General features: G+C 46.7%; 25 protein-coding genes. 7 read left to right on the top strand and 18 right to left on the bottom strand.

What is annotated here, in order from left to right:
• Positions 1 to 34 precede the first annotated feature (34 nt).
• On the bottom strand, positions 35 to 655 hold the full coding sequence (locus tag A9237_RS08845) for a lysoplasmalogenase (protein ID WP_078608051.1): 621 nt from the start codon (positions 653 to 655) through the stop codon (positions 35 to 37).
• 1020 nt (positions 656 to 1675) lie between these two features.
• Complete coding sequence (locus A9237_RS08835; RefSeq protein ID WP_005430355.1) at positions 1676 to 2041, bottom strand: hypothetical protein; 366 nt, start codon at positions 2039 to 2041, stop codon at positions 1676 to 1678.
• A gap of 240 nt (positions 2042 to 2281) precedes the next feature.
• On the opposite strand from A9237_RS08835, the gene A9237_RS08830 reads away from it, so the two are divergent.
• Positions 2282 to 2611, top strand: coding sequence for a DUF2500 domain-containing protein (locus A9237_RS08830; RefSeq protein WP_005438509.1), 330 nt, complete (start codon positions 2282 to 2284; stop codon positions 2609 to 2611).
• A 1-nt stretch (position 2612) separates the two neighbouring features.
• Here A9237_RS08830 and A9237_RS08825 read toward each other — a convergent pair whose 3' ends face one another.
• Positions 2613 to 3626, bottom strand: coding sequence for an acyltransferase (locus A9237_RS08825; RefSeq protein ID WP_078608050.1), 1014 nt, complete (start codon positions 3624 to 3626; stop codon positions 2613 to 2615).
• 250 nt (positions 3627 to 3876) lie between these two features.
• Between A9237_RS08825 and A9237_RS08820 the strand changes: the two genes are divergently transcribed.
• A complete protein-coding gene (locus tag A9237_RS08820; RefSeq protein ID WP_038896757.1) occupies positions 3877 to 4257 on the top strand; it encodes a cystatin domain-containing protein in 381 nt (126 codons plus the stop codon).
• An 89-nt stretch (positions 4258 to 4346) separates the two neighbouring features.
• Here the strand turns inward: A9237_RS08820 and arsJ are convergent, their stop codons facing one another.
• The 6 genes from arsJ to rhtB form a co-directional block, all read right to left on the bottom strand.
• Positions 4347 to 5564 (bottom strand): organoarsenical effux MFS transporter ArsJ, encoded by a 1218-nt coding sequence (gene arsJ, locus A9237_RS08815; protein WP_020197735.1) that lies wholly within the window; start codon positions 5562 to 5564, stop codon positions 4347 to 4349.
• A gap of 258 nt (positions 5565 to 5822) precedes the next feature.
• The gene (locus A9237_RS08810; RefSeq protein ID WP_009695942.1) at positions 5823 to 6317 is read right to left on the bottom strand and encodes a cyclin-dependent kinase inhibitor 3 family protein; all 495 of its coding nucleotides are present in this window, start codon (positions 6315 to 6317) and stop codon (positions 5823 to 5825) included.
• Between the two features lie 11 nt (positions 6318 to 6328).
• Positions 6329 to 7330 (bottom strand): ArsJ-associated glyceraldehyde-3-phosphate dehydrogenase, encoded by a 1002-nt coding sequence (locus A9237_RS08805; protein ID WP_005430364.1) that lies wholly within the window; start codon positions 7328 to 7330, stop codon positions 6329 to 6331.
• A 27-nt stretch (positions 7331 to 7357) separates the two neighbouring features.
• The gene (locus A9237_RS08800; RefSeq protein WP_009705162.1) at positions 7358 to 7693 is read right to left on the bottom strand and encodes a metalloregulator ArsR/SmtB family transcription factor; all 336 of its coding nucleotides are present in this window, start codon (positions 7691 to 7693) and stop codon (positions 7358 to 7360) included.
• Positions 7694 to 7795: 102 nt separating this feature from the next.
• Positions 7796 to 9019, bottom strand: coding sequence for an EAL and HDOD domain-containing protein (locus A9237_RS08795; RefSeq protein WP_005438532.1), 1224 nt, complete (start codon positions 9017 to 9019; stop codon positions 7796 to 7798).
• Positions 9020 to 9047: 28 nt separating this feature from the next.
• Positions 9048 to 9662, bottom strand: coding sequence for a homoserine/homoserine lactone efflux protein (rhtB, locus tag A9237_RS08790; protein ID WP_005430372.1), 615 nt, complete (start codon positions 9660 to 9662; stop codon positions 9048 to 9050).
• 65 nt (positions 9663 to 9727) lie between these two features.
• On the opposite strand from rhtB, the gene A9237_RS08785 reads away from it, so the two are divergent.
• Together A9237_RS08785 and A9237_RS08780 are read left to right on the top strand one after the other, a co-directional pair.
• Positions 9728 to 10717 (top strand): alpha/beta fold hydrolase, encoded by a 990-nt coding sequence (locus A9237_RS08785; protein ID WP_078608049.1) that lies wholly within the window; start codon positions 9728 to 9730, stop codon positions 10715 to 10717.
• Positions 10718 to 10888: 171 nt separating this feature from the next.
• Positions 10889 to 11713, top strand: a complete 825-nt coding sequence (locus A9237_RS08780; RefSeq protein WP_005438534.1) for a Cof-type HAD-IIB family hydrolase — start codon at positions 10889 to 10891, stop codon at positions 11711 to 11713.
• A gap of 70 nt (positions 11714 to 11783) precedes the next feature.
• On the opposite strand, the gene A9237_RS08775 is transcribed toward A9237_RS08780, so the two are convergent.
• Positions 11784 to 12254, bottom strand: coding sequence for an EVE domain-containing protein (locus tag A9237_RS08775; RefSeq protein ID WP_005452022.1), 471 nt, complete (start codon positions 12252 to 12254; stop codon positions 11784 to 11786).
• A gap of 41 nt (positions 12255 to 12295) precedes the next feature.
• Between A9237_RS08775 and A9237_RS08770 the strand changes: the two genes are divergently transcribed.
• Positions 12296 to 13846, top strand: a complete 1551-nt coding sequence (locus A9237_RS08770) for a COG3650 family protein (RefSeq protein ID WP_078608048.1) — start codon at positions 12296 to 12298, stop codon at positions 13844 to 13846.
• Positions 13846 to 14442 (top strand): tRNA-uridine aminocarboxypropyltransferase, encoded by a 597-nt coding sequence (locus A9237_RS08765; RefSeq protein WP_078608047.1) that lies wholly within the window; start codon positions 13846 to 13848, stop codon positions 14440 to 14442. Before A9237_RS08770 ends, A9237_RS08765 begins: the two co-directional genes overlap by 1 nt.
• 109 nt (positions 14443 to 14551) lie before the next feature.
• Here A9237_RS08765 and A9237_RS08760 read toward each other — a convergent pair whose 3' ends face one another.
• The 7 genes from A9237_RS08760 to lptM all read right to left on the bottom strand — a co-directional run bounded on the left by A9237_RS08760 (position 14552) and on the right by lptM (position 21809).
• Positions 14552 to 17038: a bifunctional diguanylate cyclase/phosphodiesterase gene (locus tag A9237_RS08760; protein WP_078608046.1), complete on the bottom strand. Its 2487-nt coding sequence runs from the start codon at positions 17036 to 17038 to the stop codon at positions 14552 to 14554.
• A 138-nt stretch (positions 17039 to 17176) separates the two neighbouring features.
• A complete protein-coding gene (yigB, locus tag A9237_RS08755; protein ID WP_078608045.1) occupies positions 17177 to 17893 on the bottom strand; it encodes a 5-amino-6-(5-phospho-D-ribitylamino)uracil phosphatase YigB in 717 nt (238 codons plus the stop codon).
• Positions 17894 to 17905: 12 nt separating this feature from the next.
• The gene (xerC, locus tag A9237_RS08750) at positions 17906 to 18847 is read right to left on the bottom strand and encodes a tyrosine recombinase XerC (protein ID WP_005430404.1); all 942 of its coding nucleotides are present in this window, start codon (positions 18845 to 18847) and stop codon (positions 17906 to 17908) included.
• Positions 18813 to 19517 (bottom strand): DUF484 family protein, encoded by a 705-nt coding sequence (locus A9237_RS08745; protein WP_033005832.1) that lies wholly within the window; start codon positions 19515 to 19517, stop codon positions 18813 to 18815. The genes xerC and A9237_RS08745 overlap by 35 nt, the downstream gene beginning before the upstream one ends.
• A gap of 20 nt (positions 19518 to 19537) precedes the next feature.
• Complete coding sequence (gene dapF / locus A9237_RS08740; RefSeq protein WP_005438548.1) at positions 19538 to 20368, bottom strand: diaminopimelate epimerase; 831 nt, start codon at positions 20366 to 20368, stop codon at positions 19538 to 19540.
• Positions 20369 to 20378: 10 nt separating this feature from the next.
• Positions 20379 to 21632 carry a diaminopimelate decarboxylase gene (gene lysA / locus A9237_RS08735; RefSeq protein ID WP_045416895.1) on the bottom strand — a complete coding sequence of 418 codons (1254 nt, stop codon included), beginning with the start codon at positions 21630 to 21632 and terminating at the stop codon, positions 20379 to 20381.
• A 60-nt stretch (positions 21633 to 21692) separates the two neighbouring features.
• Positions 21693 to 21809: an LPS translocon maturation chaperone LptM gene (gene lptM / locus A9237_RS27655; protein WP_005533626.1), complete on the bottom strand. Its 117-nt coding sequence runs from the start codon at positions 21807 to 21809 to the stop codon at positions 21693 to 21695.
• A 74-nt stretch (positions 21810 to 21883) separates the two neighbouring features.
• Here lptM and cyaY point away from each other — a divergent pair, with 74 nt between their 5' ends.
• Positions 21884 to 22198: an iron donor protein CyaY gene (gene cyaY / locus A9237_RS08725; RefSeq protein ID WP_005438551.1), complete on the top strand. Its 315-nt coding sequence runs from the start codon at positions 21884 to 21886 to the stop codon at positions 22196 to 22198.
• Positions 22199 to 22273: 75 nt separating this feature from the next.
• Here the strand turns inward: cyaY and A9237_RS08720 are convergent, their stop codons facing one another.
• Positions 22274 to 24802: a class I adenylate cyclase gene (locus tag A9237_RS08720; RefSeq protein WP_078608044.1), complete on the bottom strand. Its 2529-nt coding sequence runs from the start codon at positions 24800 to 24802 to the stop codon at positions 22274 to 22276.
• Positions 24803 to 24979: the final 177 nt, after the last annotated feature.

Genomic DNA, 24979 nt, shown 5'->3' with positions numbered 1-24979 from the left:
TTACTCAAAACGGAGCCGCTGACTTTGACCTAAGTTAGTAAATGATAGAGGCAACAATAAGTGCATGAGCCAAGAAGTAACTGCCACTTACCCAAACATACGCTCGCTTCATCGGTTTACGATATCCATGTATCGCGTAGGCTAAGGCGGAATATATCATGACTAGAGTGCCACTAAAGCCGAGAGCATTGGCAAAGCTCGGCACTTGTAACCACACCTCTCCTGCTGCCCAAGCTAGCTGAACCAACATGATACCCATGATAACGACAGGAAAGACCATGGAATCCAGTTGAGGGAGCAACAAGAAGAAGGCCACGATACTCGCTGCAAGAAGCAAAGCTAACAGCCACCAAACGATGTCACCATTGAGCTGAACCCAGAACGATTTGCTGTAACAGATTTGTGCCAATAGATAACCGGCAAAATAGAGAGGCTTTCGAGATTTAAACGAATGGAGGGTATCGGCGAACATTGAAACCAATAAGCCACCAGCAATCCAATAGGTGTGAGGTGCCGAAGCCCCCTCCGTGAGTGCCAGAATCAGAAGCAATAGCAGAGTAAAAATTTTAAATGCCAGAGACTGTGTCGGATTGGCCTGTTTCGCCCCCAACACGGAATATACTCCTGATAGCCCTATCGCTAACCAACTCCACATGCCGATACACCTTTCACGTAATCTCGCCGCTAGTCTAGGTAGACCAATCTTGATGTAAAGACACAATCAGTGAAAGTTGGATCTCGATAGCGAATCACGACATTTTGTAAACGGAACTTACTCAATTAGTGATTATCGTTTTTCTCACAATTATTGAGCCCAACTATCTGACTTTGAATGTTATGGATAATTTCATCAAAAGACCTAACCTTCAGAAATTGAAAAACAAACCGCCAATCTGTTCGCCATACAACCGTTATGAGCAAATAACCGACACAAAAGCTAGATCCACCACCTCTGACCACTCAGAAAGGTAAAAACACCGTCCCATAACAAGATAAACAACTATTGGCTCAACAATTGTGTAGAGTAAAAATTCAAATGATCACACTTAACTAACTGATATAACAAAGCATAATCCAGAAAAACAATAAAAACCTCAACTTAGCTATTGTGGATTAAAGCTAAACCCTTTTGGTGCTGAGATTTTCTCATTGAATAGGAAAAAGCGAACAAGATGGACGTCCACAAATGTGAACCTCATTAGCATAAAAGCCAATTTTCTCAACTTTTGAGAAATTCAGTAAAAATAGTCAACCAACCTCCCCACTGACACAAGAAACACTATTTCATCATAAGATTACTCATATTTAACAAATAAAAATCATACACTTAAAACAGAAAAGAAGATAAAAACAACAAGTCGAACACTTAAAGAACAGCACAAAAAACACAGTTTTATTAGTCAATTCAGGGTAAAAACACTTAAGTTAAGTGCGAGTTTTGAAAACTTTTCCGCTTTGAAGTTGATCAAAGCTCAAAAACAGTGCTATATTATTTACATCGAGTTCATCAATGATTTTAGGGGTAGTGTTATGATTTCTTCTTCTCAAAAACAAGGGCTGGTAATGATTGCAGTGGTTGTTGGTTTAATGACACTGCCAATGATGTACTAAGTTACTGTTTCCAATAAAAAAGGGACGCTTTCGCGTCCCTTTTTTATTATTCAAATTTTACTGTCTACAAATGCTTAACTAGAATGTCCCAATGCATGTAGTAAAAGCCGAGCGCAGCAAGCGTTATCAAGGCCATTAACAAAATCGCCGCTCGCCAAATAAAGCGTGAACTTCTCGGTGTCAGCTCTTTTTCGCATGCATCACATGCCGCTAAAAAGCCTTTTCGATCGTCCAGTTTATAATCCTCTTCGTGAACAACCTTATTCCGCACTGTTGCGATAAAACGCAGCTTTGCTACCACATCATGTGGTAAGCGCTCCTCGCAGCTAGTGATCAATTGATGTAGCCCTTTCCCTTCTGCATGGTATTGCGTGCGCAGAAGTTTTTCGATCGTTCGGGTACGCATGACTACTTTCTCAATATCTGACATCGTAACCCTCCTTACTGACCTTTCCTTTGTCCGTCATTTCATTCTTCTATAAATTTAGAGCTTTTTCGAGCGGTTAGGTGCAAATTTCCTTTTAAATTGTGCTCTTGCACGCATATAAAATGTGAAGTGCGCCGAATAAAATCTACGACACTTTTACTAGATCACGAATAATTTATCTCAACTCATAGTTTAATCAGGGAGTTCTGTAAAATAGGCACCAATGAAACATTGGAGGTTATCATGCCAATCTCACTTATTTTGGCTCTGTTCGCCCTGATCGCACTCGGTGCATGGGCATTTTTCCGCTTCTATAGCAAACATTACTTTGGTGAAGATGCGCCAGAACAAAGCGCACAAGTGACCATCTTAGACAAGCAAGCCATAGAAGTTCCGGATGCCGAGTTAGGTCAAGACGACCAAGAATATTGGATCTACGTTCAACGTGGCGCTATTGGCCCTAAGCGCGAATTCCAAATCGGTGTGCACTATTACCACGCGCTGAATCCTGGTGATAAAGGCACACTGACCTACCGTGGCGACAAGTTTTTACACTTCGCCCTAAAACGCTAACCTACGGCAACAGCCAACGAGTCTTGGCGGATTTCGAGAATAGATAACTCATCCCCAAGGCTCCTGCACCACTCAAAACAATCCACACCGGAATCACCCATGCAGGGTGACCTTCATACCAACCAAACGCTTTCATCGGCCACAAGAAGATTGGGTGTAACAAATAAATCCCTAAGCTGTGCTGGCTAATAAAACTCACTACTTTTTGTTTCTTCGGAGCCAAACCTTCCCCGAAGTAGCGACATAACATAAAGATCATTGATGCCGCTAAAATCACATTCAATGTTTTGTAAGAGAACCAGCGCCCTACGGTGTACTTATCCAATTCCAAACTGTTGGTCACCACCATGGTGAAAGTCACGGCCAAAGCGACTAACCCTAAGCCAGTAAAGATCGAAACGGTAGAGCGACTGAGAGGCATCTTTTTAAAAAGCACATAGCCGAGCGGCAAATACCCCATGTAAAGCCAGTATTGATTGCTCCATGGACCATCAATCTTAAATAGGAACAAAGTGCTGGTCAGTAGCCAAACAGCAAGATACGCATAGAGGACGTTATCATCGCAATTGCGGACCACCCATTGGAATAACGGAATAACAAAATAGAGCGGGATAAAGTAGTAGAAGAATCCAAGGTGGTAGTAAGTCGCATGATGTGGGCTATTACCAACGACTTCTTTGACGGTCTCGAAATCAAAACCTTGCGCTGTCCAACCGGATAGATAGGCGTAGAACATCGACCAAACTAAGAAAGGCACTAACACTTTACCTAAACGCCGTTTAACGTAGTACTTGGCATCAAAAGGACGAGTATCACTGAGCATCAGCGCACCAGTGATCAAAATGAATACGGGCACCGCCCAGCGAGTCACACTGTTTACGCCTACCGCTGTCAACCATTGGTCAAATGGAATCACTCCCAACTCATTACGATATGGCGCTAACACATGAATGGCAATCACCGCGACCGCAGCGACACAACGTAATAAGTCGAAAAACAGAACCCTTTCTCTCATACCCTTACCTACTTTGATTGGCTTTACGTCTATAGCATAGGGTAATTTTCATCCAGTGAAATAGTTAACAATCTGTTTTTGCTTATTTTTAACTCAGCGATGACGCACCAATATCATTGATTTGCACAATGGTTAGCGATAAATCCTATTGTACAAATAGGATCAGCACCCCTAAGCTTTCTCGGATATGAAACAGATTTAACCGTTTTATTCCATTAGGATGCTGGACAGATTATTAAGAGAGGTCTTTATGAAGAAAACATTATTAGCGTCACTGGTTTGTGTAGTGGCTTTAGCTGGATGTAATCAAAAGGAAGAGACCGTGGCACCAACACAATCGCAACCGGAAGCGAACCCTATCTGCAGCGCTGAAAACCTTGCTGGCGGCTGGTCACAAGGTGAAGTAACCCCAGAAGCTCAGCAAGCACTCGACTTTGTACTTGGTCAGATGAATACCGCGGCTAAGCTAAAAGAGATCTTAAGCGTACGAACTCAAGTGGTGAATGGTCTTAACTACGCCATTGAATTCGAAATGGACAATGGTGAAGTATGGAACACCATCGTTTACCGCTCACTGAAAGGTGATATGGAAATGACGCAACCTGCACAACAAGGTCGTCTTTGCCCATAAGCAAGACTTGCTGATTTGCGATACTGAATCGTAAAAACAAAATGGCTCCCAATATGGAGCCATTTTTTATTTCTAAGTCGTAAGCCGATTTAAGCCGTAGCCACTTTGGCCTTTGGTAGCTTGATAGAAATTAGCGTTGTTAGTGCTAAGAAAGCAAATGACACCCACAGACATGCCGCTAGACCCGCTTCTTGGTAAATCCAACCAGACAGAACCGTACCGATCAAACGTCCCATCGCATTCGCCATATAGTAGAAGCCAACATCCAGTGATACTCCATCGCCTTTCGCATAACTAACGATCAGGTAAGAGTGCAGAGATGAGTTCACCGCGAATACAGCGCCGAAAATCATCAAGCCCACCACAATAACAAGCTCTGGTTGCCAACCGATTTGCACGCCATAAGCAATCGCACCAGTGATGACGGCAAGAATACCTGCCCAAATTAATGCCGCGCTGCCATCTGGCACTCGACCTTGCGCTTTGCCGGTAATACGAGGCGCAAAGCCTTGAACGAATCCGTAAGCAATCACCCAAGCCGCAAGGAAACCACCCACCATCAAGTGATCCCAACCAAACACGCTGCCAAGATAAATCGGGAGTGCAACAACAAACCACACATCACGAGCGCCAAATAGGAACATACGTGCAGCGGAAAGAATGTTCACCGATTCTGACTTAGAGAAAATCTGACGGAACTTAGGTTTGCTCTTCGCCTTACCCATATCCGCTTCTAGCCAGATCAAGCTGCATACAAACACAACAGCCAGCACACTGGCCATGATGACCATCGAAGTTTGGAAACCAAACGCCGACAACAGCAAACCACCAACAAAGAAACCCGCACCTTTCAGCGCATTCTTCGAGCCCGTTAAGATCGCAACCCACTTATAAAGTGCACCTTGCTGCTCGTCTGGCACCAAAGTTTTGATCGCGCTCTTGGCACTCATCTTATTTAAGTCTTTGGCAATACCTGAAATTGCCTGCGCCGCCATTACCCAAGGAATGGTCAACCAAGCATTGGGCACTGCCAACATCAGCAAGGCAAAAATCTGCATCCCTAAGCCGACGTTCATGGTTTTGTTCAAACCAAGTCGAGCACCTAGCCAGCCACCAACCAAGTTGGTCACTACGCCAAAAAATTCATAGAAAAGGAACAGCGAAGCAATGGCTAAGCTTGAGTAGCCTAAGTCATGGAAGTAAAGCACCACCAGCATACGGAGTGCACCATCCGTCACAGTGAAGTTCCAGTAGTTGAACGTCACCAGCATATACTGACGGATACTTTTGCTTAGTTTTGAAATCATAACGACCTCAGATGTACAGCGTTTAGAGTATTTAGATCATGATGTTCCAAATGCTCTATGACCTGAACACCAGCATTGAGTAATCTCAATACTGGCGCTAAATTGTGAAACAAGAACTGATAAGAAATATAAACATTATTTATTAATAAACAATGAGTTAAACATATAATCAGTAAGCAAGAATCACATAAATTGGTAAGCCATTACGGCATAAAGAGAGCTTTTAGATCATGATGTTCCAAAAGCTCTATGAGCTGATCAAGCGTTTTGAGCTACACGCTCGATGTACTCAACTTGTACTGGTTTAGTAAAAGCACCAGGACGCAGCGCTTGCACTTCACGTACGATGTCTTCTAGCGCCCAATCTTTCTCTAGCAGTAGGTGCGCAGCGAACAAACCTGTGCGACCAGAGCCACCCATGCAGTGCATTGCAACCTTGCCACCTTGAGCAAGAATCGCGTGCAGTTCAGGACTCGCTTGTGACCATTTTTCAGCGAACTCTTCGCCCGGAGCACAGTCATCTTCAATCTCAATTTGGAACCATTTCATGCCCAATTGTTGAGTCAATTCACCCAACGCAGACACGTCTTTTGCTGCTAGTTCAGCATTATCCAGAGCAGTAACAATCGCTTCTACGCCTTGCGCTTTTAGCTGCTCTAACGAAGCTTGCAGTTCAACACCTTTGGTACCAGGACATGGAGTCAGTACTAAAGCGCCCGTTTCTAAATCTAATTGCCATGTAGGATGAGACATCTTAAAACTCCTTATGCCATACCAACGTTACGAACCAATTCTGCAGTACGCGTCGCGTAACCCATTTCGTTATCGTACCAAGCGTAAATCTTCACCATACGAGAGCCCACAACCATGGTTGATTGCGCATCAACGATCGTTGAACGTTGGTCGCCTTTGTAATCGATAGAAACCAATGGACGCTCTTCAAAGCCAAGGATGCCTTTTAGCTCGCCTTCAGAAGCTTCTTTCAGCAGTGCGTTAACCTCTTCAGCCGTGGTATCACGTTTCACATCAAAAATGATGTCAGTGAGTGAGGCGTTTGCCAGAGGAACACGAACCGCGTGACCGTTAATCTTGTCTTTCAATTCAGGGAAGATTTCAACAATCGCTTTTGCACTGCCCGTTGTGGTCGGGATTAGGCTCATGCCACATGCACGTGCACGACGTAGGTCTTTGTGCGGCGCATCCAGAATCGTTTGTGTGTTAGTTAAATCGTGAATCGTTGTGAATGACGATTGTTCAATGCCCAGTTTCTCGTGAATCACTTTCACGACAGGTGCAATACAGTTCGTTGTACAAGACGCTGCGGTTACGATGCGGTGCTGCGCTGGGTCGAAGATGTGGTCGTTCACACCCACTACGATGTTAGCTACGCCGTCTTCTTTTACTGGTGCGCTAACAACAACACGTTTTACGCCTTGTTCTAGGTATTTGTTTAGGAATGAGGTTTTGCGATGAACGCCCGTTGCTTCAATCACAACATCACATTGACCCCAGTTCACAGCATCGATATCACGCTCTTGTGAAGTCGTGATGCGCTTACCATTGATCACCATGTCTGTGCCTTCAACTTGCACTGCATGGTTCCAACGACCTTGGACTGAATCGAACTCAAGTAAGTGGCCAAGCGTCGCTGCATCACCCGCTACATCGTTGATGTGTACGAACTCTAGCTCTGGCCAATCAAACGCTGCGCGTAATGCCAAACGACCAATTCGACCGAAACCGTTAATACCTACTTTAATCGTCATAATCTTCTACCTTTAAGCTTTCGCTGGTTAACAGCACGCTGCACGAGCTTTGTCTTGCAAACGTGAAATATCGTCTTGGTACTCTTGCTTCAAGCAGTTCGAGGCCACCAAGTCATCAATCAATTTTTGCATCCATCCCGGTAATTGATCTGACAGCTCGTAGTACACCCATTGCCCCTGGCGTTTATCAACTAAAATACCATTTGATCTTAGCTGAGCCAGATGGCGAGAAATCTTTGGTTGGCTTTCTTGTAGCGCATGGGCTAAATCACCAACACAGGTTTCCCCTTCACGAACCACCAGCATTAAGCAACGCACACGAGTCTCGTCGGAAAGAAGTTTGAAGAACTGATGTGGAAGCATACTTACATACCTATATATGGATATGCGTATATAGTTATTTAAAAATGGGATGCCGTCAAGCGATCGTGCTCGACTGTAATAAAAGTTTAATATTTGATCAGATTAGGCGCCAGAAAAGGTCTGACTCCAGCGAACGGCTTCGCCAAGTTCAGACTTCACGTCATCGACAGAAAGACCGAGTTGCTGGGAGAATTGCTCCACGCCAGCCCAGTCTGCACGCTCGTAGCACTCTTCAATGGCCAGTAACGCACCGTATTCACCTTGGCGATGCAACAAAGCTTGCTGCACGGAAGGACTTAACGGCAACTGCCCAACTAAAGATTCGACAGACAAATCGAGCATGGCATCGAGAATCGATAACAAGCCAACCATAAACCCCTGCTCGTTGAGATGCGAAAGAGGTTGATAGCGCGACATGGCTTCGCAGAATTGAGCGCGTTGCAAAGATAAGTTGTACAACTCACGCGGCTTCTTACTGGAGATATAAGACGCCACCACCAGCGAGACAAACATTTTGAGCTTCTCTTGCCCAAGGTAAATCAAAGCTTGGCGGAATGAAGTAATGGTCACTTCTAATGTGGTCGATTGTGTGTTCACAAAACGCAGTAACTTGTACGACAGCGTGACATCTTGAGTAATGATGTTTTCAATCCGGTCGAAGTCAGGATCGGGAACACACACTTCTCTAAATAACTTAAGCGCCAGTACTTGCTCGGGGCTGACGTATTTAGTCTGCATCACTTCCGGCTTACTGAAGAAATAGCCTTGGAAGAATTTAAAGCCCGCCTCTTTAGTCGCTTCAAACTCGGCTTCGGTTTCGACCCGCTCAGCCAAGAAGTGGTATTTGGTGCGCTTTTTGGTGTGCTTCTTAACTAAATCGCACGCATTTTTCAGCCCCATCGCCATGATGTCGAGTTTCACGATATGAACATAAGGCAGAAAACGACGCCATTCGTCAGTCAAAGTGAAATCATCGAGCGCGATCAAGTAGCCTTCACGGTACAGTTCGCGAATGGCTTCAAGCAGTTCATCGGTTGGTTGGCAGGTTTCGAGTACCTCAACCACGATTTTGTTTTTCGGCAAACTTCTTGGCAGCCGACGCAGCAAACTTTGATGAGGAAAATTGATGAAGCATCGCGAAGATGCAATCAGAGGATTGGTTCCGACAGAGAGAAAGTTCTCTACTATCAATCGGTATGTCGCCCTGTTTGAATCGATGTGTGCAGGATAGGCATTACTTTCACCATCACGGAACAACAACTCATATCCCAGCGTCTGTCTTTTTCGATTAAAGATAGGCTGGCGGGCGACATACGCATTTTTCATTCGAAATTATTGTGCTTTTTATAATTTGTTACTTAGCTGCCGCTAATAATGCACCACATCCCATGAACATTGAACCGAATACTTTATTAATTTTGCCCATGATCTTATCTGAGCGAATAAAGCGCCCCATTTGTGCAGCCAAACTGGTGTAACCCAGCATCACAAACGCATCAATGGTTACTGTGGTCACACCCAATACCAATAGCTGCGTCAATTGGTCTTTCGCTGGGTCGATAAACTGTGGAAACAGTGCCACCAAGAAGACGATCGATTTTGGGTTTGTCAGGTTAATAAGAATGGCTTTGTACAACAGAGAAGTGCCTGACATGGCTTTGTGGCTTTCGGTTGCAACCAAGCCGGACGTATCACGCCACTTTTGAATGCCAAGCCACACAAGGTAAGCCGCACCCACCCACTTGATCACGGTAAATGCCGTTGCCGATTGTGCGACCAACGCACCGATACCAGCACCAACCAGAGCAATATGAATCGCCAAACCGATTTGTAAACCAACGATAGCACCCAATGACTTGCGCGTGCCGTAACTCAAACCATTGCTGATTGAGTTGACGGTACCAGATCCCGGAGCCAGACTAAAAACGATTGCTGTTACCACATAGGCTAACCAAACGTGGGTATCCATTGCATTTCCTCAATAATTCTTCGATGATACATCGCGTAAACAACGTATCTTCAGGTAATCGACTAATGGCTATTAACCATTCACCTTTGACTTATACTCAAGAGACTTTATTTGAGCAAGCAATAGGTGGTCCGATCGCAGCACTTTGGCAAGAACGCCAAGAAGGCTTTGTAAAAGGGACAGAGAAAAAGAAAATCTACTGGTGCAAACTCACCAATCCTGAGCACACAAAAGCCGTGCTGATCGTCAACGGTCGCATTGAAGCTTCCTGGAAATACCAAGAACTGTTCTACGACCTGTACCGACAGGGTTATGACGTTTATTCGTTTGACCACCGAGGACAAGGTTTATCAGATCGCCTAATTCCAGACTCAGACATGGGTCACGTCTATGACTTTAATGATTACATTGAAGATATGGAATTGGTGCTGCAGCAGCTTGATTTAAGCGGATATCGGCAACGCTTTATCATTGCTCACTCAATGGGCGGTGCAATTGCCACACGCTACCTGCAAACACATCCAGAACACAACTTTGATGGTTTGATTCTGAGTTCCCCAATGTTTGGTATCAACCTACCTTGGTATCTCAGCCCTATCGCGATTCCGGTCAGCCAAATCTTAGCGGCAGTTTCGACAAAGCCTAGCTATGCTCCGGGACATAAAGCGTATTACACAAAACCGTTTGAAGATAACCCTCTTAGCCAAAGCTACGATCGTTATCATTGGTTCCGTGGTTTATACAACGACAAACCCGAGCTGCAAGTCGGTGGGCCAAGCACCCGCTGGGTTTGGCAAGGTTTAATGGCTGCTAAGCAATGTATTTTGCTGACACGCCAAATTAAAGTTCCGGTTTTATTGGTTCAGTCAGGCAATGATCGCATCGTGAGTAACGCCGCGCAGCAACGCTTTATCGATAAGCTAAGTAAGACCAACCCCAATGCCAGCCTAGTTTCGATTGCTGGTGCAGAGCACGAAATTTTGTTCGAAAAAGACCAATACCGTAACCAAGCTCTGGACGCTGTCTTTTCCTTTATGCGTGCTCAAAGCGCATAAAAAGAATTAAAGAGGAAATACGAGGTCTGCGATTTACCCTCTTTTTCCTCCTTATTTTGGCGTAAACTTCATCATGTTCCCCGCACTCGGAGCAGTACGACCTAGTCAATCTACTGCGCTCCGTGTGCAATCAACCTGTTCTACTCTATCCGAACCGTTTACGAGGGCTTCATGAGCACATCGCTACCTTGCAAAGAGATCACTAAAATCGTTGCCTCAGATCTGGATGGCACTTTACTCGCACCAAACCACCAGCTAAGCGCTTACTCGAAAGAGACGCTCAAAGCGCTGCATGAACAAGGCTACACATTTGTCTTTGCAACGGGTCGCCACCACGTAGACGTCGCAAGCATTCGTCGCACGGTAGGTATTCCGGCTTATATGATCACTTCAAACGGCGCTCGTGTGCACGACCAAAATGATCAAGAGATGTACAGCCAGAACGTACCGGAAGATTTGGTTCAGCCAGTGATCGACACGATCAAAACGGATCCTGAAATACTTATCCACATGTATCAAAACGACGACTGGTTGCTGAACAAAGACGACGAACAACTGCGTGATTTCCACGAAGAGTTCACTTACAAATTGTACGACCAAGACAATGCGCCAACTGACGGCATTGCAAAAGTGTTCTTCACCCACCCAGCGCAAGACCATGAACATCTTGTTACCTTCGAAACGAAGCTGCGTGAACAATTTGGCGACCGACTAAATATCGCATTCTCAACACCTTGGTGTCTGGAAGTAATGAGTGCGGGTGTTTCTAAAGGTGACGCTCTAAAAGCAGTGGCAGAATCAATTGGTTTGACACTAGAAAACACCATCGCGTTTGGTGACGGCATGAACGACGTAGAAATGCTATCCATGGCGGGTAAAGGTTTGGTGATGGGCACTTCTCACGAGAAAGTGATGAAAGCACTACCAAACAATGAAGTGATCGGCAGCAACGCCGACGATGCGGTTGCACACTACCTGCAAGATCATCTGCTATAACCTGTATTAGATATCAACAGTAGGTTATTAGCAAAATCACAAAGGGCTGCACTATGCAGCCCTTTTTCTTTTATCGCTGACTCGGCAACTTCTCTTTACCGAGGATTGCTTGCCACTCTTCTTCGCTCACCGGCATGATCGATAAGCGATTGCCGCGTTTCACTAATGGCATGTTTTCTAGCTCTGGCATCGCCTTCATAACCGATAACGGGATCAAGCGTTCAGTCTTACGCACAAACTCAATATCCACCATTATCCAACGCGGATTTTCTGGGTCGGATTTCGGGTCGTAATAATCGCTCTCTAGGTCAAACTGGAAATGATCGGGATAGGCTTCACGGGTCACTTTGGCAATACCAGCCACACCCACGTTCTTACAAGAGGAATGGTAAATCAGCACCAAGTCGCCCAATTTGACTTGGTCACGCATCATATTACGCGCCTGATAATTACGAACTCCCTCCCAACATGAAACCTTTTGGGTTCGAAGCGTGTCAATAGAAAAGGTATCTGGTTCTGTTTTAAATAACCAATATGCCATAATGCCATCCGATGCAGATTGAGTAATGAGGAAGATATAACATGAAGGCTTTGAAAAACCCAGTGGCATTAGCCACACTGCTGGTGCTGCAAGCATGTAGCATGCAACCACAGCAGTCCGATGCAGACACACCAACAACTCCGCCTGCATCCTTAGATAAGCCAGAAACCATCTTACCTCAAACCTTTATGCTGCGTGGTGAAGTCGTGATTGGGCATGAAAGCCAGTACATCACACCTTGTGGTAGCGACAAACAATACTGGCTGCAACTGTCACCACAACAGGTGCAACGAGCCATCGCATTAACCAATGAACCTTATCAAACCATGTATGGAGAAGTGATTGGTCATCTCAATCCTCCTGGTGTTGATGGTTTCTCTGCAGACTTCGACGCGAACTTCGTAGTAGAGCAAGTAAACTTCCTCACCACAGAAAACCCACAACGCTGCAAACAAACCAGTAAACCAACACGAGTCTTTGGTAACGAGCCATCGTGGTCAGCCAGCTTTGAAGGCAACACACTCAAGTTCCAGCAAATGGGCAAGTCGACACAAACGCTCGAAATCGACAGCAGCAAACTGCAGCCTCGCCAACGCACCTATCAACTTAACGATGGTGAGCTACGCATGACCGAGAACTTGTGTTCAGACACCATGAGCAACTCTCTCTACGGCTGGAAAGCGACGCTAGAGCATGACGATAAAACCTACCAAGGCTGCGGTATGGCGGCCAACGTAGACTCAACACTCGAGTGGGTGAACACTTACGTGGCAACATCAACCCAGTCGCAAGGGTTCGAAGTGCAAATGACACTCAACAGCGACCACAGTGCCATCACCAAATACAGCTATTCAGACGGGCAACCGCCATTGATTGAACGCGGCTACTGGCAACAACTGAGCCCATCGCAAGTACAAGTATTGATGACTCACCACCAGCAACAACGCTTAATGACCGAGCGCCTATTTACTCGCGAAGGCAACCAGCTGAAAGCAGTCAAAGAGAAAGTGGGCAATTTGGTTTATCCCATTGCCGATGGCGGTTTAGTGCTATACCCAGCAGCAGTGCGTAACTCAGGTATTGAACAAGCGGCTCCTGAACGCGGTAGTGCGCCAATTGCAGCTGCGGACATTCCATCCAGTGCCGAATTTAATTCAAAAGTGGATGCGGCGGTACGTAACTACTTTTTCATTAATCAAACCAACCCAAGCAATAACCAATACCGTTGGCTGACCTACGATCTGAATGGCGATGGTGATGAAGAATTACTGGTGCAACTTGATTGGTGTGGCTCTGGCGGTTGTACTCTACTCGTCTTCGAAAACTACGAAAAAGAGTGGCGCTTCAACAGCCGTATGACGTTAGTACAAAGCCCAATTATGCTTGGTCAACAAACCTCGCACGGCTGGCGTGATCTCATTTTCAATGTCAGCGGTGGCGGCGCAACGCCTGGGCAACACGTGATGCAATACACAGGCGTGAGCTACCCAATCAACCCAAGCTTGGCGCCAAAAGCGAACAAAGAGCAAGTCAGCGGCGTACGTCTGTTCTCAGACGGCATCAGCCCTGTTCGCGATGGAGTGCGCTTGTAATGGTGCAGCCTTGTCCACATTGTGGCTTCCAGTTCAACTGCATCTGTTCACTGCTGCCTAAGTTAAGCAGTGAACAATCGCTGATGCTGTTAATGCACCCTAATGAACTGACGCGCGATACCAACACTGGCAAACTGCTCGCCCAGTGCCAACTGAATGTCACTCAAGTCGTTTGGGACCGAAAAACGCCACCAGCAGAGTTGTTAGAAACGCTAGCGAATCCAAGCCTGCTGCCAGTACTGCTATTCCCAAGTGAAGAGAGCCTAACGCTTGAACAAGTACAGCAACAAAGTACCGAGCAAGACAGACAACCGTTGTACATCATTCTTGATGCAACTTGGCAAGAGGCGCGCAAGATGATCAACAAAAGCCGATGGCTAGAAGGTATCGCGATGATGGGCTTAACCACTCAAGTCGATTCCCAGTATCAACTGCGTCGCAACCAACAAGAAGGTAACCTATGTACCTTTGAAGTAGCTGCGCAATTGCTCGGACAACTTGCTGAAGAGCAAAACCAGCAACAGATGCTGGACTTCTTCGAGCAATACCTTCCTCGTTTCCAAGCCGAGAAAAGTGGTCACGAGCTCAAAGTCTAACGCCCTTAAGAATCAAAAAAACGCAGCTTTAACGCTGCGTTTTTTATTGGATGCTGTTTCACGTGAAACAAAACGTTAGAGCTCTTAAGCTCAATTAGAGCAAAGCACATTAAAACAAACGTGTCGGTTCACCTAAGTAATAACCTTGCAGATAGTCCACACCCATGTCCTGAGCAATGTCACACACCTCTTTGTTGTGCACGAACTCAGCGACGGTCTTGGCGTTAAACACCTGACACAAACGCACCAACTGCGAAGCAATCTTGCGCTGCTTTTGGTCTTTGTCGATGTAGCGAATCAAACTGCCATCAAGCTTAATGACTTCCGGCTCTAACTTGAGGATCTCATCAATATTGGAGTAACCCGAACCAAAATCATCCACAATGATGCGTGCACCTAGGCTTCTAAAGTGACTGCACACCTCAATCATTCGTCCGTAATCTTTGATTTGCTCTGACTCCAACACTTCCAAACCAATCCGTCTTGGGTCGTTAAGTTTGGTAATGGCATGTTCAAGCAACATCAAGGTTTTATCACTGAGTAAATCCTGAGGTGACAAGTTAATTGAGAAGTCACCATGCTGGTCTTTCATGTAGTTGAGTGTTGAGCGAATCATGTGACGACTCAAGCGCGTGTACAAATGCGTATCAGAAATGATGGGGAAGAAACGCCCCGGCGCAATGATGCTGCCATCCTCTTCCATGATGCGCACCAAACACTCTTGGCTCGCGGGACGATGGTTGTAAGCGTGCACAATTGGCTGACTGTAGGTAATGATGTTCTGCTTGAGAATGGCGCGGCTCACACAACTCAACCAACCCAACTGCTCTTTCCGCACATCTTCATTAACCTCAATGTCTTTGGCATTACAGATGTGAGTATTACTTCGCACCCCAGCTCTTCGCGCTTCAATGCCTTTGAGGAGCAATTCATCCGGCGATGCAGTTGGAAAATCACGACGGCTGACTAAACCACCACACAGCGAAATCGAAAGGTAATCAATGTCTCGTAAGCCACTTGGCTCAAAGTTGGTTTGCTCGACCGCGTCAGCAAAGCGAGTAAAGTGTTGCTTGATCGCTTCGCTACTGGTGTCAGCTTTGAATAAGAACGCCCACTCACCAACACCAATGCTATAAAGCTGTAGCGCAGCCGGTTTACCAAGGCGTTTACGCAGGCGATTGCTAAAGTGCATCGACAAGTCTTTCAACAGTTGGTCGCCAACGCGATAGCCGTACTTTTCGTTGATATGGCTAAAGTTAAGCAGTTTAAGTGTCAGTAAATGCTCATCGGTATCAATGCTGATCAAACGCTCTTGCAACGCAACGCGATTTTGTAATCCTGTGCGGCTATCTCGGCGGAAGCTCTGTTCTAGCTTTTTCGCTTGGCGATCGAGTTGATAGCCCATATGAGCATTCATGTTGTTGAGATCGCCAATCGCATTGCGGATCAGGCTAAACAAGGGAGAGATAGAAGTGCTCACTTCTTGCTGTGGCATGTTAAGCGCAGCAACTTCATCCCCTTCACGCATCGCCAAATAAGTCAGGCTATGGTGCAGAATTTCTTGTTGGTGATTCTCGCCGTACAACTCGCCCATGCAGTAACTGCCCGACGTGTGAGAAATGTCCGTGAAGGCACGAACTTCATCGCTGCTATCAATAAAATCAAGTCGCGATGCGCAGTTATAAATCATCACGGCTTCAGGTTGATGCATGGAAAGCTCCACCACCCCATGGCGAACTTGCTCAAGCGTTAACGAAGGATGGTTGTAACAGAACTGCACTTCATCACCCAAGCACCAAGGGCGATCGAAGCTCATGCTGCCGTCGGGATGGATTTCCGTCACGGCACACACCTCTTTGCGCCCAATAGATTCGCGATAAAGTGGAAAATTCAGCAGTTGATTAAGCGTCAGGTCGTGCCCATCAGCAAGGTAATGTTTGTACACATCCAGCGCTTTACGCTCTCCTAAGCGATACAAGCGCGTCCCTTTGGCGTGAGTAACCTTGTGCGGCATACCGATTGGGTTCCACTCAGAATACGCACTCGTCCATGTTTTCAAAGTATTGCTGTGCAAGGCAACCGCGACAACCGCTTCGTCATAAACTTGGTCTTGATGCAAAACCCAACAACCGTCATCGATGGTTTGAGCCAAGCCGCCAGAAACCTTCGGACCGTCGGCATCAAATACGCGATACACCGGATAGTCACGGCGTTCGATTTGGACAGAAAAGCTAATAATGGCTTTGGAGTTATCTTGCAGCTGTAAAGCTTGCTTGAGATCGTAGCCGTCGATATCTGGCGAGAAGGAATAATGCTGAACCGCAGACGTGAGCGTGGTTTGTTCAAACTCCATCACACACACTAAGCAGCCATGGTTGATGATTTCACCTTCCAAGATAACGTGACGGGTGCTGTGACCGATGATGTGCGTGTTGGGTAATCTTTCGAGTATTGCCCGAGCGAGCGAGACGGCGGAGTCGCGTGATTGGGTGGATAAGAGTTGCACCAGATAACGTTTATCTGCACAACACTGAGAAGTGACTAAAAAGTCATTAAGCTGATCCACATTTTGAACCAGTTGAGAGAATGCTCGCATTTACCCTACCACTGCCGTCATCAAGCCACACCACATGAAAGTGGTTTTATTATTTTACTTTGATGAGAGTAATTTACGTGGCTTTAGGCGGCTTTTCTAGGGTCAGAATTAAGATTGCATGGATTAATGCGAAAGCGATTACAAAAGCGCGAGTAACGACTGCAAGTTATTGATTTCAATGTCAGGTAACGTTCGCGTTTTTGCCTGAGTAATGACATTTTTATTCATATCATTGAACCAGCATGCGGCAAAACCCGCGAGTTTCGCGCCTTGAACGTCTGTTACTAAGTGGTCACCGACATGAAGAATGTGCTCACTAGGCAAATCCAGAAACTGCTGCGCTTTGGTGAACATGTCCGGCGCAGGTTTCGCGCTGCCATCTGGCCCTGCTTTCAGCACTTGCTGGAAATAAGGCGTAAGACCAATTCTATCTAAATCGACATTACCGTTGGTGATCGCTACCAGCGGGATTTCTTGCTCGAGTTCAGCAAGTACATCGAGGCTTTGCTGTGGTACTTCAAAACGGTTACGCCAATCTAAAGCGACCTCGACTGCGGCTTGCGCAGCGGTATGCGCCGCTTCGTTATCGTACCCAACTTGAGAGAAAGCTTGCTTGAGCTGCACTAAACGCCACAAAGTGACATCACTCTTCAGCTCAGGTTGTTGCTGCACGACACGCTGCTTGAGTGCAAACCAATCGGTTTTATCCATGTGAGCGACCGCCGGATGATGGTGTTTAAGCCAAGATAACAACTCACGCTCCATACGAACTATCACTGGGTAGTTGTCATAGAGGGTGTCATCAAGGTCAAACGTCATCGCCTTTACAGGCGCAATACGGCGGTAGAATTTCATGGGATTCCTTGGTTAATCCGACTTGTCGTCGTTTCTCTTACGCGCTCTTGGATGCGCCTGATCATAAGCTTGCGCTAAATGTTGGAAATCCAAGTGGGTATAGATTTGGGTGGTGGAGATGTTTTCATGCCCCAATAACTCTTGCACCGCACGTAAGTTATTGCTCGATTCCAGCATGTGCGTTGCAAACGAGTGTCGCAGTTTGTGCGGGCTAATGTGACTCGCGACGGACTGTTTCTGCCCCCACTCCGCCATGCGCTTTTGCACACTGCGATGTGAGATTCGTGTACCCAGCTTAGATACAAACAAGGCAGGTTCACCCGGCGCAGCTAAATCACCACGTACACGCAACCACTTGCCAACCCATTCGGTTGCCATACCAGAGAATGGCACTTTACGCTCTTTGTCACCTTTACCAATCACTCGTAATTCGCCACTACGTAACTGAACATCACGCACATCGACGCTAACCAGTTCTGCCAAACGCAGACCAGCGCCGTACATTAGCTCCATCATGGCACGATCGCGCACCGCTAACGGGTCGTCCTCGTTTACTTCGAGCAATTGGTTTACTTCATCCACATCAAGGTTCTTTGGTAGTGGACGTTTCTTACGTGGCGCCGAAACCCCTTTGGCTGGGTTCGCTGACATTTCTCCACGTAGGATCAGGAAATCGAAAAAGCTGCGTAGAGAAGATAAGCGTGTCGCTAAGCTGCTGGCTTTCATGCCTTCACGCATGCCTTTACCTGCCAGTTGACGCACCCAACCCGCATCAACTTGCGACCAATCTTTCAACCCCATCTCAGCCAAGTGGTGAGCCATGGTTTCCAATTGTTGTTTGTAGTTGCGTTGGGTGTGCAGGCTAAGCCCCTTTTCGCTTCGCAGGAATTCGTAGAAGCGTTCAAGAGGCTTTTGAAGACTATTTGGCAGAGGAGTGTTGGGAGTTGTCGTCATCGTGACTTTGCCATACCAATGTTTGAGCGAGATGTGCCACTACTAAGGATAGGTGACGCAAAAACAAGGTATCCATATCTGGTTGGAAATGACCGCCATCCTCGCTAGAAAATGCCAGTACGCCAAGCGTCTGTTTTTTCACAAGCGGTAACACCACATAGGAACCCATTTCTGGAACGTCCATATCCCCAAACAACGCTTCACGATCCACTTTACGCAGACGACCTAAGTACGCCTCTTTGCCGTTTAAGTGGTTGGTAGCAAAACGTTGGTAGCTTTCCTTACTCAATTGAGTCGCAGCATCACACTGGCTCAATAGACGCACATAAGCCTTCAAACCAAGGTCTTTGGCTTTGAGTTCAATGGCGTTGATGACTTGCTTGAAGTCACCACACTTAAGGATTTGCCCTTGCAGATCCATGAACTCGTAGAAGGTGCGATCGTTGTTCGCCGCCAAAGACATCAGAGTAGTGATTTCTTCTTCTAGCTCTTCTATACGCTGGCGCTGGCGGTTCATTTGAATGTGAACCAAAGAAACCGTACCTAAATCTGTATGTGGCAAAGATAGGCGATCGACCAATTCAGGGCGCTGAACAAAGAAGTCTGGGTGGTCTTTTAAATACTGCGCCACCACTTCTGCAGTCAGCGCATCCGCTTCAACTTCTGAGATCTGGTTTTCTTGCTCTTCAACTAGCACGACAATTGACCATCAAATACGTGAGTTGCAGGACCAGTCATAAACAGCGGTTTGCCTGGACCTTGCCAAGAGATGCGTAGGTCACCACCAGGAAGTGAAACTTTCACGTTTTCATCCAGTAGACCTTGCAGGATGCCCACCGCAACTGCGCCACAGGCACCGCTGCCGCAAGCTTGCGTTTCACCCGCGCCACGCTCATACACGCGCAGACGAATGTGATTGCGATTCACAACTTGCATAAAGCCCGCGTTCACACGCTCAGGGAAGCGCTCATGTGATTCTAGTAGCGGGCCAAGTGTTTCCACTTCAGCCGTATCCACATCGTCAACCACGGTCACCACATGCGGGTTACCCATGCTCACTGCGCCACAGAACAGGGTCTTATCGCCTGCACGCATGATGTAGGTTTTCTCTTTCTGCTTCGCTTTGAAAGGGATCTTGTTCGGCTCGAACTCAGGTACGCCCATGTTCACCGTAACTTCACCATCGTCTTCAACATCAAGAATCATCTTACCTTTCTTGGTGCTCACGCTGATGCTGTACTTGTTGGTCAAGCCTTTCAAACGGACGAAACGTGCGAAACAGCGAGCGCCATTACCACACTGCTCAACTTCACTGCCATCGGCATTAAAAATGCGATAATGGAAGTCGCTTTCAGGATCATAAGGCGCTTCAACCACGAGCAATTGGTCAAAACCAACGCCCGTGTGACGATCCGCCAAACGACGGATCAAATCTTGCGAGAAAAACACGTTCTGGGTAATGCAGTCGACGACCATAAAGTCGTTGCCCAAACCGTGCATTTTGGAAAAGTGGAAATGCATTTGTTGTGTGTTACTCCGGTAGAATCTGTTCCAGCTGCCACAAACTGGTCAGCTCCTCACGCTGGCGAACAAGGTGGCTTTGATTGCCATCCACCATCACTTCCGCCGCTCGGGTACGAGTATTGTAGTTCGAAGACATCACAAAACCATAGGCGCCAGCAGAGCGAACCGCGAGTAGATCACCTTCTTGCAGCACTAGTGCTCGATCTTTGCCCAAGAAATCGCCCGTTTCACAGATAGGACCGACCAAATCGTAAGTCTGTGCTTCACCTTCACGTGGTACTACAGGAACAATATCTTGCCATGCTTGGTACAGCGCAGGACGCATTAAATCGTTCATTGCCGCATCGATAATCGCAAAGTTCTTGTGCTCTGTGTGCTTAAGGAATTCCACACGCGTTAGCAAGATACCGGCGTTAGCTGCAATCGCACGGCCTGGTTCGAAAATCAGTTCAAGATCTTGATGGTTCTCAAGACGACCTAACAGTGCTTTCGCGTAATCAGAAGGCTGTGGTGGCAATTCATCACGATATACCACGCCTAGACCACCACCAACGTCCAAGTGACGGATGTTGATGCCTTGTGCTTTCAAGTCATCAATCAACGCTAGTAGACGATCTGTTGCGTCGATGAAAGGTTCAATCTCAGTCAGCTGAGAACCGATGTGGCAGTCGATACCTTGAACGTTTAGGTTTGGTAGGCTCTGAGCAAATTTATATACCGCAGGCGCACGGTCAAACGCGATACCAAATTTATTGTCACGTAGACCAGTCGAAATGTAAGGGTGAGTCTTAGCGTCTACGTCAGGGTTAATTCGTAGAGAAATCGGTGCAACCACGCCTAGCTCGCCCGCGACTTTGTTCAAGCGCTCAAGCTCAGGCTCTGATTCCACGTTGAAGCATTTAATGCCCAGTTCCAGTGCGCGTTTCATCTCTGCAGGCGTTTTACCAACACCCGAGAACACCACCTTCTTCGCATCACCGCCAGCCGCGATAACACGCTCAAGCTCACCACCAGATACGATATCAAAGCCTGAGCCCAAACGAGCCAGTGCGTTCAATACGCCAAGGTTTGAGTTTGCTTTTACTGCGTAACAAACAAGATGAGGATGCTGACCCACAGCGCTATCGAACGCATTCCAATGACGCTCTAACGTCGCGCGTGAGTAAACATAAAGAGGAGTGCCATGCTGCTCGGCAAGAGCTTGAAGTGAGACGTCTTCGGCCCAAAGCTGGCCATCATCCTGATAGTTGAAGTAATCCAAAATTTGCTTCCCTTAATTAATTCGACTGCTAAACCCTGATTTCACCCTAAGGGTGGCTAATTATTGTGACTGCTCGTTCTGCTGAGCGTCATCTGGGATGTAAAGTGAACCTGATTGACCGCAACCAGCAAGTGTCGCTGCAACCATCACAAACAACACAGTAAGTAATTTTTTCATTTTGCATATCGTGATTATTAAACCAATGCCCCCTATAATCGCACCACACTCAGGAAAAGCAATAGGATAGACGGATGAACGATACTGAATTTCATCAACTCGTGGATGCGCAGATGCAACTCATCGAAGAATCCATCGATGATTCAGGTGCAGACATTGATTACGAAGTCACTGGCAACGTAATGACATTAGAGTTTGAAGACCGCAGCCAAATCATCATTAACCGCCAAGAGCCAATGCATGAGATCTGGTTGGCATCGAAGTCTGGTGGCTTCCACTTCAAGCTAGTCGACAACAAATGGACTTGCTCTAAAACGGGCATGGAACTGTTTGAAATGGTGAAAGAAGAGTGTGAAAAACACGCTGGTGAAACGATCGATTGGGCATAAGCCAAATGGGTCTTCTTGACGACCAGTCACCTAAACGAAAAAAGAGCACCGAGGTGCTCTTTTTTGTTGTTCGGTTTACGCGTTCACCGCTTTGGTTGGGCGAGTCGGCGTACAGCCATCATTACGGTAAGGGATAATGTAGGTGTTCCCTTCTTCTGGATGAATAATTTGGTAGTACTGCGGCAAGTTAAAGTTAATAAACTTGGACGATACACGATTATCATCTTTCACCGAGGTGTAAAAGCTGTTCACAGACGCAATCATTTCATCTTTCGAACCACTGAATTGATGATAAACCTCAACTTGGTTTGACTCATCCAGTACGTAGATATTGAAACCATCGTCAGTGTCTTCAAAGAAGAACTGCACCAAACCTTCACTGGCAAAGCCATCCACTACTTCTGGTAGTTGATACTCTTGCTCACGATCCAGCATCAACAGCGGTGAACCTTTCAGCTTGTTGGTTGAAATGCTGCGGTAGAAATCGACCGAGTTTTCCAGTTTCTGAACCGATACGCCACGACGTTCAAAGAACAAACCGTAAGTTTGGTTAGCAAGGCGCATGGCTTTAAAGCGACGGCGTTTCTCTTGTTCAACTGGCTTCAAACGTAAGTCGATACACTCTGCCAATAGCTGATACACCATATTGCGCATCACACCACGCATGTTCTTCGCGTAGCAGAATACATCCACCGACTCTGGCGGAATCGCATCTTGGTGCATTTTACCAAGGATGGTCTTCAACGCATCTAGCATCGCAGTTTCGCCTTTGAAGTGCAGGGTACGCACTTCGTGCCATGAGTTGCGATAAACCAAATCGACACTGCCGACCAAGTTAATTTGCTCAGGACCAAAGCTGAAGATATCAGTGTTCTTCACATCCACTTTGAGTGAGCGGCCAGACAGCTCTGCCGTAGGATCATTTTCAAAGTTGATGAACATCGCCATCTGACTAATTTCGCACGGGCTACCGAGCGCTTGCATGGTTGGGCGACGCTTGCGTAACGAGAAGGTGTTACGTAGGTCACTCACCATTTGGTAGAACTTATCGATGTCTAACTGCGCCTCACGAACAACGGCATGCAGGCGAGTAGATTCCGTAATCAAACCATTGAAGAACGCCCAAGAAACCAACTTACTCAAGTACTCATGGTGCTCAAGACAAGGTTGCCCAAGAATGCGGTGCGCAATCAGTGGTTGCTTGTACAAGTACCAACCTGATTTGTTCACCCCACCCTCTTTTACTTCAATGAAGCTTAAGTCGGGTTCGTGCAAATCTGGCGAGATCTGAGGGTTAAGCAAGGTAACTTTACCCGGCAGCACTTCGAATGCCGCGTACAGCTTACGGGCAAGAATGCTAATATCTTGCGGGCTGATCGCCGAAGTAATGTCGTTGCGACGCGCAAACTGAATCAAGTTACGGTAGCTTTGCATCAAAGCATCCAACAATGCATGGTGCACCACTTTCACTTGTTCTACTTTCCAGTTACGGCGATCGTCGAGCTCTGCCAATACCGCTTCATCCCAATCCCATTTCGCAATCATGTCGCTCAAGGCTTCACGACGCCAAGCTACAGAACCTACATCAGGTTCGCGAGACAGTTTTTCATGGGTTTTAAGGTAGAAACAGCGGCGAACTAAATCCAAACGTGTGTCGTCTTGGATTCGCTCTAGGTAACGCGTTACTTTCTCTAGCATCAAGTAGTACGCATCCATGCCGTACAAGTCAGGCTCGTGGGCAAAGAAGCGACGTTTGGTGTCGATACTGAGAAGTTGTGTGTGCGGGTATTCCCACGAGTAAGCTTCAAGCAGGATCGCTTTCAACACGGACTTGTAAGGGGAATCGATACTCTTGTACAGCTGCCACAAGTTCGAACCGAAGTATTCTTCAGCAGGAATGCGGTTAAGCTGACCAAAGTTGATCCACTCATCACAGTTGATGTAGCCATCTTTACAAAGCAGTGCAACGTACTCGTCGTAACACTCTTCCATTTCTGGTGGCACGATTTGCCACAACAAGCGCTGTCCTGCCAGACGAACCGCAGAACGGTAGAATTCATCCAGCAGTAATAGATGCTGAGAAGAACCACAGTTATCGCCGGTCATCTCTTCAGAACGGTTACTACGAAAACGCTCTTCATCCATTAAGAAGAAGTTCGCTTCTACACCTTGGCTTTGTGCCCAATCGGTGATCAGCAAGCATTTGTTGGTCAGCAGTTCACGTTGGTCGTTATCCATCTCCGGTGAGATACACACCCAAATATCCAAATCACTTGAAGTACTTTGACCAATAGAAGACGTACTGCCCATGGTGTACAAACCTAAGATCGCAGGTTGCTCTGCCGTCTTAAGCGGTTGACCGATTGTCAGTTGGGTATCATCAAGGAATTGCTGTTGGAGCTCGTTCAGCTCTAGACCAAACACACCATAAGGGACGTCTGCATCGTAGTAGCCGGGAATAACAGGGTGGTTGTAGTTCAACAAGGCTGGAATCAAGTGGAAGACTTGCTGGCTTTGCGAATCCATAAGCGCCAGCGCACGGTCGATCCGTTGCTGGTTCAGGTTATCTAATCGCTGAATAAGTTTTTGGGTGTAAGCCTGCAAGGGAAGTTCCTTGGTTGAACAATCACGAAAATCTGCTGATGTTTTAAACCAAAATGGTGTAAAAACGTGATCAATTTAACACTTTCATCAGGGTTGGTAAAGATTTCCACCCGCAAATAGTTGTGGTCTGAAAACCCCACACTAGTCGCAAAAATCGATAGCGCAGTAGTGTCGCTT

The organism is Vibrio owensii (assembly GCF_002021755.1).
GTDB classification, from domain to species: Bacteria; Pseudomonadota; Gammaproteobacteria; order Enterobacterales; family Vibrionaceae; genus Vibrio; species Vibrio owensii.
Note: the sequence above shows the minus strand (reverse complement) of the source record. Positions and strands in the feature narration are given on the sequence as shown.

Excerpts from the sequence above, each read along its gene's own strand:
- A9237_RS08785 (WP_078608049.1), top strand. The coding sequence starts at position 9,728 with ATGGCTATTAACCATTCACCTTTGACTTATACTCAAGAGACTTTATTT.
- A9237_RS08770 (WP_078608048.1), top strand. The coding sequence starts at position 12,296 with ATGAAGGCTTTGAAAAACCCAGTGGCATTAGCCACACTGCTGGTGCTG.
- xerC (WP_005430404.1), bottom strand. The coding sequence starts at position 18,847 with ATGACGACAACTCCCAACACTCCTCTGCCAAATAGTCTTCAAAAGCCT.
- arsJ (WP_020197735.1), bottom strand. The coding sequence starts at position 5,564 with ATGATTTCAAAACTAAGCAAAAGTATCCGTCAGTATATGCTGGTGACG.
- yigB (WP_078608045.1), bottom strand. The coding sequence starts at position 17,893 with ATGAAATTCTACCGCCGTATTGCGCCTGTAAAGGCGATGACGTTTGAC.
- A9237_RS08820 (WP_038896757.1), top strand. The coding sequence starts at position 3,877 with ATGAAGAAAACATTATTAGCGTCACTGGTTTGTGTAGTGGCTTTAGCT.
- A9237_RS08765 (WP_078608047.1), top strand. The coding sequence starts at position 13,846 with ATGGTGCAGCCTTGTCCACATTGTGGCTTCCAGTTCAACTGCATCTGT.
- A9237_RS08810 (WP_009695942.1), bottom strand. The coding sequence starts at position 6,317 with ATGTCTCATCCTACATGGCAATTAGATTTAGAAACGGGCGCTTTAGTA.
- rhtB (WP_005430372.1), bottom strand. The coding sequence starts at position 9,662 with ATGGATACCCACGTTTGGTTAGCCTATGTGGTAACAGCAATCGTTTTT.
- A9237_RS08795 (WP_005438532.1), bottom strand. The coding sequence starts at position 9,019 with ATGAAAAATGCGTATGTCGCCCGCCAGCCTATCTTTAATCGAAAAAGA.
- cyaY (WP_005438551.1), top strand. The coding sequence starts at position 21,884 with ATGAACGATACTGAATTTCATCAACTCGTGGATGCGCAGATGCAACTC.
- A9237_RS08805 (WP_005430364.1), bottom strand. The coding sequence starts at position 7,330 with ATGACGATTAAAGTAGGTATTAACGGTTTCGGTCGAATTGGTCGTTTG.
- lptM (WP_005533626.1), bottom strand. The coding sequence starts at position 21,809 with ATGAAAAAATTACTTACTGTGTTGTTTGTGATGGTTGCAGCGACACTT.
- A9237_RS08830 (WP_005438509.1), top strand. The coding sequence starts at position 2,282 with ATGCCAATCTCACTTATTTTGGCTCTGTTCGCCCTGATCGCACTCGGT.
- A9237_RS08825 (WP_078608050.1), bottom strand. The coding sequence starts at position 3,626 with ATGAGAGAAAGGGTTCTGTTTTTCGACTTATTACGTTGTGTCGCTGCG.
- A9237_RS08800 (WP_009705162.1), bottom strand. The coding sequence starts at position 7,693 with ATGCTTCCACATCAGTTCTTCAAACTTCTTTCCGACGAGACTCGTGTG.
- A9237_RS08780 (WP_005438534.1), top strand. The coding sequence starts at position 10,889 with ATGAGCACATCGCTACCTTGCAAAGAGATCACTAAAATCGTTGCCTCA.
- A9237_RS08760 (WP_078608046.1), bottom strand. The coding sequence starts at position 17,038 with ATGCGAGCATTCTCTCAACTGGTTCAAAATGTGGATCAGCTTAATGAC.
- dapF (WP_005438548.1), bottom strand. The coding sequence starts at position 20,368 with ATGCATTTCCACTTTTCCAAAATGCACGGTTTGGGCAACGACTTTATG.
- A9237_RS08845 (WP_078608051.1), bottom strand. The coding sequence starts at position 655 with ATGTGGAGTTGGTTAGCGATAGGGCTATCAGGAGTATATTCCGTGTTG.
- A9237_RS08775 (WP_005452022.1), bottom strand. The coding sequence starts at position 12,254 with ATGGCATATTGGTTATTTAAAACAGAACCAGATACCTTTTCTATTGAC.
- A9237_RS08835 (WP_005430355.1), bottom strand. The coding sequence starts at position 2,041 with ATGTCAGATATTGAGAAAGTAGTCATGCGTACCCGAACGATCGAAAAA.